This is a genomic window from Dolichospermum lemmermannii CS-548 (genome assembly GCF_028330815.1).
GTDB classification, from domain to species: Bacteria; Cyanobacteriota; Cyanobacteriia; order Cyanobacteriales; family Nostocaceae; genus Dolichospermum; species Dolichospermum lemmermannii.
In genome coordinates this window covers 1-13,427 of the sequence record NZ_JAQMTJ010000202.1, presented here as the reverse complement: position 1 = coordinate 13,427, position 13,427 = coordinate 1, and the positions used below count along the sequence as shown (strand labels likewise).

Sequence of the window (13,427 nt, the reverse complement as noted above, 5' to 3'; positions counted from 1 at the left end):
TTCCCCGAAAGTAGTAGGTATTAGCATTGTTAGGATTAATCTGAATAGCTTGGTTGTAATCTTGTATTGCTCCTTGCTTATCTCCTAATTCATATTTAGCAAGTCCCCGAAAAGAGTAGTTATAGTCATAGTTAGGATTAATCTGAATAGCTTGGTTGTAATCTTGTATTGCTCCTTGCTTATCTCCTAATTCATATTTAGCCCATCCCCGGTTGTTGTAGGCTTCGTCATAGTTAGGATTAATTTTGATAGCTTGGTTGTAATCTTGTATTGCTCCTTGCTTATCTCCTAATTCAAAACGGAGATTTCCTCTGTAATTGTAGGCTACAGCATTGTTAGGATCGATTTTAATAGCTTCAGTATAAGCAACTATCGCTCCTCGCTTATCCTCTTTATTTTCCTTTTCCAAACCTAACGCCAAATAATCATCGGCCTTTAAACTTCCTCCTGTCGGCTTAACAGGTTGACGCGCACCGGACGCAATCCGCATATAAGTATTAATAGGAACAGCACCATATCTATCTGTATTTCCTTGGTCATTTTCCTCTATCAATCCATTAATACCAATTAACTCACCTTGTTGATTTAAAACAGGTCCCCCACTCATCCCCTTTAAAATTTTATTAGTATAAATTAAATTATATCCACCATCTATAGTAGCTTGAGTAGCATTAGCACTAATTTGTCCATCACGACATTCATATAAAGCAGTATTGATTCCACCTGTTTTAGCCGGAAACCCAGCAATATAAACATTATCCCGACGTTTAGCATTATCAGAATTACCTATTTTAGCCACTTGATAACTCTTACTACTATTAAACTGCACCACAGTTAAGTCTATATTGTCTCCCAAGCGTCGAAGGTTTCTTACATCTATCGGATAACGTTGTCCATCAGAAGTGACAAGGGTATATTGTAGACTTTTATCTGCAACGTTATGAAATGAAGTCAGCACAGTATAAGTATTACCATCACGTTTGATGATAGTTCCTGAACCACCATTTTTATTTTCAATCAAAACGGTGATATTTTGGGCTATGTCATCAACCTCTTTAGAACATGGTAAGTTTTGTCCTCTGGCTGGGGATGTGAGCGTGATAGATGTGAGAATAAATAAGGTGGGAATAGTATATTTGTAATTCATATTGTCTGAATCAGGATTTCCAGGATTTAAGGATTTACAGGATGGGTTTATCTGTATTTTGTGTTATTTTAGTATATCCTGATTCAGACAATCACCATTTGTCACAAACCGCTAAAAATGAGCGCGAAAAGTTTTTTAACCCCCTTGACACTTCTTTAAAAAAATGTTATCATAAGATTGACAAGGAAGAACTATCCTATCCGCATAAGCAAAACTAATCAAAATTAATAGTAGATTATTTTTATTGTGTCCAACTTGACAAAATTCAGATCCCCGACTTCTTAAAGAAGTCGGGGATCTTGTTGTCTATAACCGCTATTATTGAGAATTATGATTTCTATTCCCTTGGTAAACTCTCTAAATACCTATCAAAGTCAATCATAATATTGTCTGAGCCATTAGCAGTCAAAACTTTGCGACTATCTTTTTCTGCAATATTAAATAGTCTATTGGCAATATCCTTACCTTTGGCTTTGTTTGTTAAGGTAAATAATAAATTGGAGCGATCGCAAACATCATAATTATATTTTACAGCACAAACCACAGATTGATTATTCAGTCTACCGACAATAATTTTTTTCAAAGTACCATTATCGTAACTTCTTTGAAATCTGGATGATATCTCCTCACAACGATTCCTAATTTTGTTGTATGGTGGGGGAAAATCTGTAGATGCAAATTTCATCACTTGATATTTTTTACTGTCTTCAGTGCGGAGGAATGTAAAATATTCATCACCTTTTCTCTCGCAGGAGAATCTAGTTCCAGTCGTATAACTGTAGCTGGGTTGGTTAGTGGTAACTACACCGCTTAAAACAGTAACAACAGCTAATATTAAATTTTTGGTTAACCGGGACATATATTTCTATTTTTTCCTGATAATTCACAAGATTATGTATTATTTTATATAATCTTAATCAGGATGTCTAGAGTTTAATATCTTTAAAGCGGGGTTTATTTACCTGAAAATGGCTGTAACCTATCACCTACTCCCGACAACCCAAACTATCTCTTGTAGAAATGCCTGTTACAGGATTAATACCATCAGCCCTTTGACAGAGTAAGGATACTTGATAACGGTCAATTAATGCGTCAGTGAAATCAGCACCAGTGATATCAGCATCATAAAAACGGCTGCGGGTTAAAGTTGCTTCTGTGAAAATGGCATTTCTTAGATTAGCACTATCGAAGGTAACACGATCAACTAAAGCGCCCGTTAAATTTGCACTTTCTAAATTGGCTTTTAATAAAACGCCTTTAGTAAAAATGGCGTTAGTTAAATTTGCATCTTGAAAATTTGTTCCCCGCATTTCGGCTGCGACAAAAGTTCCGCCAACTAAATTAGTATGAGAAAAGTCCCGATTTTCTAAATTAGCATTATTGTAATTAATGGTATTAACTTGAGCAAAAACTGGTTCGGGATTCATAATTACCGAAAATCCCACCAAAATAAAAATGAATATCAAACTTAAAAATCTCAACAAAATCTTGTTCATAAATTTGTTAATTGTTGGTTGTCAGTCGTCAGTTGTTCGTTGTCAGTCGTTTTTTCTGGACTACTAACCACTGACCACTGACCACTGACCACTGACTAATAACTATTTCCAATCTTTACCAATGCGAATTGTGAGGTCAGATTCCAAATCACCATTTCCGGAAACTTCGATTTGTCCTAAACCTAAAACTTGTCGCAAGTCAATTCCTGGTTGTCGGTTGCCTTTTTGGACAATAATCTGAGTTTGACGTTGGCTATCTGGCCAGTCTGGAACTGGGTAAACATTAGTAAAACCTTTCTGTTTAAGATAGGTAATGACCTTTTCTGTTAGCTGGGGTTGATTAGTCGTATTTTGAACGGCAATTCTTTGGATAGAAACGGGTCTGGTATCTGATTTAATCCCAGTTACATTTACCCCAACAAAATCATTTAATAAGCTTTGTTGGCCAGTCATATTTAACCAATAGCTATTGGGGTCTTGACTGAGTTTACTAAAAGTACCAGGTAACATTGCCATTTGGAAATGATCCCGTTCTACATTGACGGAAAAATTTGCCAATGCCATCATTTCTTCCATTTTGAGATTGGTATCAAAATACTTCCGCATTAAGCGAGTTAATTGGGGCAACCTGGGTAAAACAGTGGGACTGTTGAGACGTTGCATTAAAGCAGTTATCAGTGCTTGTTGTCGTTGGACTCTTGGTAAATCCCCCATACCTTCTTCACGAAAGCGGGCAAACTGTTCTGCTTGTTCACCATTGAGACTTTGCCAACCGCTGATTAAATTTACGGCAAAGCCACCAGCCTGATCTTGATAATTCATAGTTTGGGGGACAAATACATCTACTCCACCCAACTGTTCAACTAATTCCCGAAATCCGCTAGTAGAAATGCGGATATACCGATCTATGGGAGCATTATTTAAACTCCGACTAACTACTCTTGCGGCTAAAACTGGACCACCTTTAGCGTTAGCTTCAGATACCTTAGTTAATCCCTGTTCGGGAATCGCTATCATTGTCCCTCTGGGAATTGACAGCAAGCGAATGGATTTATCACTGGGATTTAGCCGCACTAACATCATGGTATCGCTTTTACCAGCAAAACTTTCCGGTGAACCATCTACAGTCCCTGGCACCGGTTCAATACCCATAATTAAAATGTTCATGGGTTTTGATAGTTTGTACTGAGAAAGCTTAGTCCATAAATCTCCCGGTACTTTGATTTGGTCTTGTTTATTCGCACCGAATTCATCATCTTTCGCTTGGTCGAGATTACTCCATAGAGGAGTCCATAGTGCCAAACTTGATGCTAGTAATCCAGATAAAATTACCCCTAAAACAATGGTTAATACCCACAGTAACCAGCGGGGGACGGATAAACCTAAGCGGTCATAGAGTTCGTTGGGAATAGCTCCCACGGATTCAACGACGTGACGAGAAGAGTTAATTAATTGTTTTGGTTTCACCTCCGGTTCTGAGGTTGGTACTTGTTGAGGTGTTACCTGATTTTCTGACCATTGAACTGGTGGCTGTAACACCTCCGGTTCTGAGGTTGGTACTTGTTGAGGTGCTACCTGGTTTTCTGACCATTGAACTTGTTTAATCACAATTTTCTCCCCACTCAACCACTCCTTAAAGTTATGTTAATACAAGCTACAAATATTGCGAGATGAAACTGACTACGCAAATTTGAGATTTTGTGAAAAGCTAATCTGAGATTTTGTTGGGTCTTGCTGTCCTCATAGTTTTAATAGGTAATAATTGAAACATAATTGACCACCAAAATTCATCAGTGAAGATGATCCAAACGTCAATAAATGTAGACTTACAGCAGATTTTAGCTAAATAAGGCTTCAGTGAATGTTAGCCAATAGCTGACTAATGCTATCCGGGACAAAATTTAGGGGACAAGCCATAGACCAAAAGACTTTCAAAGCAGTTCCCTGTTGCCTGTTCCCTGTTGTCTGTTCTCTGCTGTATATTGTTCTGAATTATCTGTATATGCCAACATGAATAATTTATTTTTTCCTGTGATTCTGGCTGGTGGTAAAGGTGAGCGTTTTTGGCCTTTGAGCCGACTAGACCGACCTAAACAATTTTTAAGCCTTGATGGTAGCTCTAGAAGCTTACTACAAGCAACTGCTGATCGATTGTTAACTCTGGCTGGGGGTTGGGAAAACTTGTGGGTAATTACGTCTAGTCCCATTGCTCAAGGGGTCAGAGAACAACTTCCCGATTTGCCTGTTGCAAATTTACTCATTGAATCAGAGGGTCGAGACACTGCTGCTGCTGTTGCTTGGACAAGTTTAGAAATTAAAAAGCGTTACGGGGAAGACGCTATTATTGGCTTTTTTCCGGCTGACCACTGGATTGCTGACCAGGAGATATTTGCCGAAACTTTAGCCGCTGCGATGGATTTGGCAACTAAGAAAGCAGCAATTGTGACTTTGGGGATTAAACCTAATTTCCCCTCAACTGGCTATGGTTATATTGAACAAGGTGAAAAAATAGGTAGCTTTAATAACTTGCCAGCCTATCATGTTCACAGATTTACTGAAAAGCCCGACCGAGAAACGGCAGAAACTTTTTTATCAACGGGGCGGTTTAGCTGGAATAGTGGTATGTTCGTTTTTCGAGCCAGTGTGGTTTTAGAAGAATTACGCACCCATGCACCAGAAATTATTAAACCTTTAGAACAACATGGACCTGATATTTATCCCCAGTTACCTAAGAAAAGTATAGATTACGCGCTGATGGAAAAAACCAGTCTAGCTTATGTTTTGCCTGTAGCATTTGGTTGGGATGATCTGGGTGATTGGAATGCTATTGAACGTTTACTGAAGCAGTCCGATAATCCTAATGTAGAACTTGCTACTCATGTGGGCTTAGATACCCAAGGAGCAATTGTTTATGCCTCCAATCCTGATGATGTAATTGTGACTATTGGTTTAGAAGATGTGGTAATTGTGCGCGATCGCAATGTTACCCTAGTAGTTAAAAAAGACCGTACCCAAGAAATTAAGCAGCTCCTCAAAATTCTGCAAACCGATAGCCGCTTTACTGGCCTATTGTAAAAGTTAAAACCCTTGGTAGATGGCTCAAAGTCCTGTCACTCATTATACAGCACTTCCCGGTGTTATGAGGTACATATTTAGCGGGCAAGATGCCCGCACTACAAGAGTTTCATGATTCAACTTTGTACCTCATAAGAGCGGAAACCGCTGTAAGTAGGTTAGCATTGAAAATCGTCGTTATGGCACTAGGCAAGAGGCAAGAGGCAAGAGGCAAGAGGGAAGAGGGTTTGGGCAACTTTACTTTTCGTTACATATTACTCTTCGAGAAGCCGCTTCGCGTCTACGGTTTTTTTCCGTTCACCTACTTAACTAGACTTTTGATAGTATTTGGTGACAGTATATGTTAATTAAGAGATTTGAGCCTCTTTTTTTGGGGATCGCAATCAAACTTTATTATTTCTGATCAGAAACAAAATATTTCGCCCTCAAGTGAATGAAGAAAAATATTACTTTACCAGGTGATCCACTACCATTCAATTCCTGCTTTTATATTGAACGCCCTCCTGTTGAAAGCGATGCTCATGCAGAATTACTCAAACCAGGGAGTTTAATTCGGATTAAAGCACCTCGGCACATGGGCAAAAGTTCTTTAATGTTACAGCTAATTCACCAAGCTCAAATACATGAATATTCCGTAGTTACTATAGACTTTAAACTAGTAGATACCCAAACTTTTTTGAGCCTGAATAATTTTTTACGCTGGTTTTGTATGAATGTGGCTCGGCAGTTGTCACTTGCATCGGATTTGGATGATTATTGGGATGAGGAAATTGGTAGTAAAGTTAGTGCTTCAATTTATTTCGAGAGTTATTTATTAGAGCAAATTAAAAGTCCATTGGTTTTAATTTTAAATGAAGTAGATTATGTTTTTCAATATCAACAAATTGCCCAAGATTTTCTACTTCTCCTCCGCAATTGGCATGAACAAGCTAAACAAACTCCGATTTGGCAAAAGGTTCGGTTAGTCTTATTACACTCCACTGAAGTTTATATCCCTTTAAATATCAATCAATCTCCGTTTAATGTTGGTTTGTCATTGAAATTACCAGAATTTACAGTCGAGCAAGTAACAGAATTAGCTAGACGGTATGAATTGGATTGGTGTGATAGTCAAGCTGTGAAAAACTTAATGTATTGGGTGGGAGGACAGCCATATTTAATTCATCAGGCTTTATATGATCTCTACCAGCAGAAAATTTCTTTACCAGAACTATTAGATAATTGTACAAAGGGTAAATATATTTACAGCGGATATTTAAGAAATTTACTCAATATATTGCTACAAGATGCAGAATTATCTCAAGCATATAATCAAGTTGTGAATTCTACAGGTAACAATATATTTTTGTCGGACAATTTGGTTTATAAATTAGATAGTTTAGGGTTAATTAAATTAAGTAGCTATAATTATGAACCTTTTTGCGAACTGTATCGTTTATTTTTTCAAAAAAGTTTACTAATAGAAAGTAATGCTATTCCGCGGGATAAATTAAAAAAAGAAAATGAAAAATTGCAATTGTTAGTTAATATTGATCAACTAACTCAAGTTGCTAATCGTAAATGTTTTGATGAAACTTTGGAAATAGAATGGGAAAGAATGACATACATCCAAGAACCTCTATCTTTAATATTAGCAGATTTGGATAACTTTAAATTTCATAATGACACCTATGGACATCAGAGTGGTGATAATTGTTTACATAAAATTGCTCAAGCAATTAATTCAGTAATTAAAAATCCAGATCATTTAGTTGCTCGTTATGGTGGTGAAGAATTTGTATTAATTTTGCCACAAGTTGACGCAGAAGCAGCTATATTCATTGCTGAAGAAATCAGAGAAACAGTAAAATCATTGAGAATTAAAATTCCTGAATTAACCAAAAAAAATCAATTAACAAACATGATTAGCTTAACCATAAGCTTAGGAATTGCCTGTATCATTCCTTCAGGAGATTTTTCTTTAAGAGAATTTTTTGAAGCGGCTGATCAAGCAATGTATCAAGCTAAGAAATTAGGGCGTGATCGCACTATTTTGAGTTCTAAATTTAAATTTGGCTATGATGAATAATAAATATCACTAATATGAATACTTATCCATATCAAGTCGGTGGTAGTCTCATAAATAATGCGCCTAGTTACGTAGAAAGACAAACAGATATAGAAATATATAACGCTTTAAAAAAGAGTGAATTTTGTTATGTTCTTAACTGTCGTCAAATGGGTAAATCGTCTCTGTTAGTGAGAACTAAACATCATTTAGAACAAGAAGGATTCAAATGTGCATCTATTGATATAACGAATATTGGTAGTGAAAATATCACTGCAAGTCAATGGTATAAGGGAATAATTGCCGATTTATGTAGAGGATTTAAACTTTTAGGAAAATTCAATTTAAAATCATGGTGGCAAACAGGAGATGATATTTCCTTAGTCCATAAATTAAGTCAGTTTATTGCGGAATTATTAACCCAATTTCCAGAAGAAAGGCTAATTATTTTTATAGATGAAATTGATAGTATCCTCAGATTGGATTTTCCCGTAGATGATTTTTTTGCCTTAATTAGATACTGCTATAATCAAAGAGCCATAGATCCAGAATATCAGCGGTTGACATTTGCAATTTTTGGAGTAGCAACTCCATCAGATTTAATTCAAGATGCGAAAAGAACACCTTTTAATATTGGTCAAGCCATTGATTTAAAAGGATTTCAAATAGAAGAAGTTGATTCTTTAATTAGAGGATTAGAGTTAGTCATACCAAATCCTTATCCAGTCATGAAACAAATTTTAGATTGGACAGGAGGGCAGCCTTTTTTAACCCAAAAGTTATGTAATCTCATCACTAATTTTCAAGTAAGTGGTGATTACCTAGATTTTGCTAAAGGTTATGAAGAGTTTTGGTTAGATAATATTGTCAATGAATATATTATTAAAAATTGGGAATCTCAAGACGAACCAGAACATTTAAGAACTATTCGAGATCGATTACTTTATAATCAACAGCTTGTAAGTAGATTATTAGGAATCTATCAGCAAATTTTGCAAGGTGTAGAAGTAAAAAGTGATGATAGTCGAGAACAAGTAGAATTATTGCTATCAGGTTTAGTAGTTAAACAAGTAGGATTATTAATTGTTAAAAACCGTATTTATGCCAAAGTATTTAATTTAGATTGGGTAGAAAAACAATTAGCTAATTTACGTCCCTACTCGCAAACTTTTAATGCGTGGTTAACTTCCCAACAAACTGATGAATCTCGCTTACTAAGAGGACAAGCATTAGCGGATGCTCAAGCTTGGGCTTGGGATAAAAGTCTAACAAATTTAGATAATCAATTTCTAGCTAAAAGTGCAGAATTAGAACGACGAGAACAACAGCTTATTTTAGGAGCAGAAAAATCCAAAAATATGGAAATTCAACTGCTTGAACAACAAAAAAATGCTCGTTTGCAAAAACTCATCTTGGGAGTAATTAGTACAGCTTTTTTAACTTCTGTCAGCTTAGGAGGGATATCTTTCTGGTTATATCGTCAATCTCTTCAAAGTGAAAGATTAGCAAAAATTAGTGAAATTAAAGCCCTGATATCCTCTTCTAATGGGAACTTTAAATCCCATCAAGAATTAGAAGCAGTAAGGGATGCTATTAAAGCAAAAAGAAAATTAAAAAAATTAAATATTAATAATCCTGAACTGGATCACCTAACTGATAATGTTCTCCGTCAAGCTAGTTATGGAGCGCAAGAACGGAATCGCTTATCAGGTCATAATCTTGGTTTAGTTTGGGATTTAGCTTGGAGTCCTGATAGCCAAAAGATGGCAGTTACCAATCGAGATGAAGTGTCATTGTGGGAGAAAAATGGCAAATTACTCCGCACATTTAAAGGTCATCATGCTACAGTTTCCACAGTTGCTTTTAGTCCTGATGGGAAAGTTATTGCTTCCGGTAGTCTGGATAAAACTGTCAAACTTTGGTCTTTGCATGGGCAAAAGTTGAAAACTATTTCTGTGAATGCGGAAGTTAAAAGTATAGCTTTTAGTCCTGATGGTCAACTCTTAGCAATTGGCATGAATAATGGTAATTTAGGATTGTGGAATTTAGCAGCGGAAAAACTAACTATAATTAAGGCTCATCAACTAACTATTTATAAAGTTCTATTTACTCCCGATGGAAAAAAATTAGTAACAGGTAGTTTTGATGGTACAGCAATTCTTTGGAGTCAAGACGGGAAAAAATTAGTTAACTTTAATCGTGGTAAAGATGCTGTGCGTGGTTTAGCCATTTCTCCTGATGGTAAGCGGTTAGCTACAGGTGGTAATAATAAAAAGATAGAAATTTGGAGTCTCGATGGTAAAAAAATCAGTAATTTTGAGGGACAATATTCAGTAATTGCGATCGCCTTTAGTGCCGATAGTCAAACTATTGCTGCTGCCAGTTGGGATAAAGTAGTGAAAATATGGAGTATAGACGGTAAAGACTTACTAACTTTAGAAGGACATCAACAAGCAATTTGGGCGATCGCTTGGAGTCCAGATGGTAAAATTCTAGCTACAGGCAGTTTAGATAATAGCGTTAAACTTTGGCAATTACAAAATCCCTTACTCACAGTTTTAAGAGGTCATCAACTCAACTTAACACAAGCTGCCATCAGTCCTAATGGGAAAATCATTGCTACCACAGGTTGGGATTATGTCATCAATATTTGGCAACGTAATGGCAAATTACTCAAAAGTTTAAAAGGACATCAAAATGGTATTACCTCCGTTGTCTTTAGTCCAGATGGCCAGTATTTAGCAACTGGTAGTTATGATAAAACCATCAAAATCTGGAACATAGATGGTACTCTCATAGATACTCTTTCAGGGCATACTGCGAGCATTGACAATATTGCCTTGAGTCCTGATGGTAAACTTCTCGCTTCTGTTAGTTTTGATCAAACTCTACGGCTTTGGCAACGAGATTACAAAAAACCCTTTAGCTTTCGTTGGCAACAAACCATCCAAGCACATAAAGAACCTATTGTTAGTGTAGAATTTAGTCCTGATGGTCAAGTGTTAGCAACTGGCAGTTATGATAAAACAGTCCGTCTATGGAATAGAGAGGGTCAACTCCTCCACACCTTAAAAGGACATAACGGCCAAGTTTTTGATGTCACCTTTAGTCCTGATGGTAAATTAATTGCATCGTTAAGTGACGATCATACTATCAACTTATGGCAAGCCAATGGCAAGTTATTAAAAACATTGATAACTTCAAAAGCGGGACTGAACAAGATAAAATTTAGTCCAGACGGAAGAATGATCTCTGCTGCTAGTGAAGATAACACCATCAACCTTTGGGATCTTGATGGTAAGCCAATCATTACCTTATTTGGTCATCGAGGAGTGGTTTCTTCCTTAACCTTTAGTGCTGATGGTAAAAGTTTAGTATCCGTTAGTGGCGATCGCACTGCCATTATCTGGAATTTACCCCAAATCTTTGCCACGAATGAATTAGATTATGCTTGTAACTGGGTAAAAGATTATTTACAAAATAATCAGGAACTAGAAAATTCAGAAGAAAATAATTCTTCTGGGGACAAGCTTTCTACTCGTCATTTGTGCGATCATTAGTAGAGGGGAGAAAATCAACGTTATCAGGCAGAAGGAAATAAATTTTTTATGTCAATTATCATTGCAGAAAACCTGAGTAAATCCTATCCAGTAGCGATTAAAGATCCAGGGATAGGGGGAACAATTAGCCACTTTTTTCGCCGGACTTATCGCAATATTAACGCTGTTCAGGATGTTTCTTTTAGCATTGAGCCTGGGGAAATTGTCGGTTTTTTGGGACCCAATGGCGCAGGTAAAACTACAACCTTAAAAATGCTCACAGGATTAATTCATCCCTCTCAAGGTACAGTTAAAGTTGGTGGATTTATTCCCTTTAATCGTCAAGAAGCATTTTTACAAAAAATCACTTTAGTGATGGGACAAAAACAGCAATTAATTTGGGATTTACCAGCCCTAGATTCTCTGAGAATTAACGCCGCAGTTTATAATATTTCTGACAAAGAATTTCAGCGTCGAGTTGGGGAATTAACAGAAATGCTGGCTTTAGCAGGTAAATTAACTCAACCCGTGCGAAAATTATCATTAGGTGAAAGAATGAAGGCTGAACTATTAGCAGCACTTTTACACCGTCCCCAAGTTTTATTTTTAGATGAACCAACTTTAGGATTAGATGTTAATGCTCAAGCAGGGGTACGTAACTTTTTAAAAGAATATAATCAGCTATATCAAGCAACCATATTATTAACGAGTCATTACATGGCTGATATTACAGCTTTGTGTGAACGGGTGTTATTAATTCACGAAGGAAAATTAATGTATGATGGTAGATTAGATGGGTTATTAGCAAGTTTTGCCCCTTATCGAGAAATTTATGTAGAGTTAGTTCAACCATTATCACTAGAACAACTTATGCCCTATGGTGATGTACAAATGCTAGAAGGAAGAGCAGTTAGATTTATTGTGCCACAAGCAGCCATGACTCGCACTGTTTCCCAAATTTTAGCCGATTTGGAAGTGGTAGATTTAACAGTCACAGAACCACCAGTAGAAGAAGTAATTGGTAGAGTTTTTCAAAAAGGATTTAACCATTGATAATCATGAAAAAAAATATTAAAAAATTCTTGACTTTACTATCAGTATACTATACTTATATGTTGGAATATAGGTCAGAATTAATATTCTGGGTTTTAGCTGGTTCTTTACCAATTATTATGATGGGTATATGGGTACAAGCTGCTGAAAGTGGTAAATTTGCTTTTAGATCTGTAGATTTTACTCGATATTTTTTCGCAGTTTTTCTGGCTAGACAAATCACCATTGTTTGGGTAATTTATGACTTTGAAAGGGAAGTATTAACAGGTAAACTCTCACCAAAATTATTACAGCCTTTAGATCCAGTTTGGCATCATATTGCGAATCATATTGGTGAAAGATTTGCTCGAATGCCTTTTGTATTAATTCTATCAATATTCTTTTTTGTTTTATATCCCCAAGCTTTTTGGTTGCCAAGTATAGCTAATTTATTACTATTTATATTAGCGGTAATTATGGCTTTTGCTTTAAGATTTATAATTCAATATACCTTTGCTATGGTTGCATTTTGGACAGAAAGAGCCGCAGCTTTAGAAAATTTATGGTTGTTGTTTTTTGTATTTTTATCAGGTTTGATAGCACCTTTAGATGTCTTTCCAGAAAACGTCAGAAACATAGTTATGTGGACACCTTTTCCCTACATGATTAATTTTCCAGCGAGTATTTTGGTAGGACTACCTGTAGATTTAACCAGAGGATTTTTATCAATTGCCGGTTGGTTTCTCATATTTTTAGGAATCAATCGTTTTTTATGGCGTATGGGTTTAAAAAAGTATTCAGGTATGGGGGCTTAAATAATTCATAATTTAATGTATTTCAGCAGCATAAATATTTTGGATAAGTTCACGTAATTGATCAAAAGTATTTGCTGTTAGAGGATGTTTTAAAAGTTTTTAATGTGTAAACAGACCCCTCTCCAAACCTCTCCCCTACCAGGAGAGAGGCTTTACAGCGGTTTCCGCTCTTATGAGGTACAAAGTTGAATCATGAAACTCTTGTAGTGCGGGCATCTTGCCCGCTAGATATGTACCTCATAACACCGGGAACTACTATAAATTACTGGGTATGGT

At 36.3% G+C, this 13,427-nt stretch carries 9 protein-coding genes; 5 read left to right on the top strand and 4 right to left on the bottom strand.

Going from position 1 to position 13,427, the window contains the following annotated elements:
* The 4 genes from PN450_RS13200 to PN450_RS13185 all read right to left on the bottom strand — a co-directional run.
* The coding region (locus tag PN450_RS13200) for a tetratricopeptide repeat-containing S1 family peptidase (protein WP_271836620.1) at nt 1-1,147 on the bottom strand (1,147 nt) is incomplete at its 3' end.
* 337 nt (nt 1,148-1,484) lie between these two features.
* Nucleotides 1,485-2,006 (bottom strand): COP23 domain-containing protein, encoded by a 522-nt coding sequence (locus PN450_RS13195; RefSeq protein WP_271836619.1) that lies wholly within the window; start codon nt 2,004-2,006, stop codon nt 1,485-1,487.
* A gap of 127 nt (nt 2,007-2,133) precedes the next feature.
* Nucleotides 2,134-2,643 (bottom strand): pentapeptide repeat-containing protein, encoded by a 510-nt coding sequence (locus PN450_RS13190; protein ID WP_148759863.1) that lies wholly within the window; start codon nt 2,641-2,643, stop codon nt 2,134-2,136.
* Between the two features lie 102 nt (nt 2,644-2,745).
* Nucleotides 2,746-4,251, bottom strand: a complete 1,506-nt coding sequence (locus PN450_RS13185) for an LCP family protein (RefSeq protein ID WP_271836618.1) — start codon at nt 4,249-4,251, stop codon at nt 2,746-2,748.
* Nucleotides 4,252-4,653: 402 nt separating this feature from the next.
* Here PN450_RS13185 and PN450_RS13180 point away from each other — a divergent pair, with 402 nt between their 5' ends.
* The 5 genes from PN450_RS13180 to PN450_RS13160 all read left to right on the top strand — a co-directional run bounded on the left by PN450_RS13180 (nt 4,654) and on the right by PN450_RS13160 (nt 13,151).
* Nucleotides 4,654-5,718 (top strand): mannose-1-phosphate guanylyltransferase, encoded by a 1,065-nt coding sequence (locus PN450_RS13180; RefSeq protein ID WP_271836617.1) that lies wholly within the window; start codon nt 4,654-4,656, stop codon nt 5,716-5,718.
* A gap of 433 nt (nt 5,719-6,151) precedes the next feature.
* Complete coding sequence (locus PN450_RS13175) at nt 6,152-7,786, top strand: AAA-like domain-containing protein (RefSeq protein WP_271836616.1); 1,635 nt, start codon at nt 6,152-6,154, stop codon at nt 7,784-7,786.
* Between the two features lie 14 nt (nt 7,787-7,800).
* On the top strand, nt 7,801-11,325 hold the full coding sequence (locus PN450_RS13170) for a WD40 domain-containing protein (protein WP_271836615.1): 3,525 nt from the start codon (nt 7,801-7,803) through the stop codon (nt 11,323-11,325).
* 48 nt (nt 11,326-11,373) lie between these two features.
* A complete protein-coding gene (locus PN450_RS13165; RefSeq protein ID WP_015078202.1) occupies nt 11,374-12,357 on the top strand; it encodes an ABC transporter ATP-binding protein in 984 nt (327 codons plus the stop codon).
* A 5-nt stretch (nt 12,358-12,362) separates the two neighbouring features.
* Nucleotides 12,363-13,151: an ABC transporter permease gene (locus PN450_RS13160; protein WP_213718221.1), complete on the top strand. Its 789-nt coding sequence runs from the start codon at nt 12,363-12,365 to the stop codon at nt 13,149-13,151.
* Nucleotides 13,152-13,427: the final 276 nt, after the last annotated feature.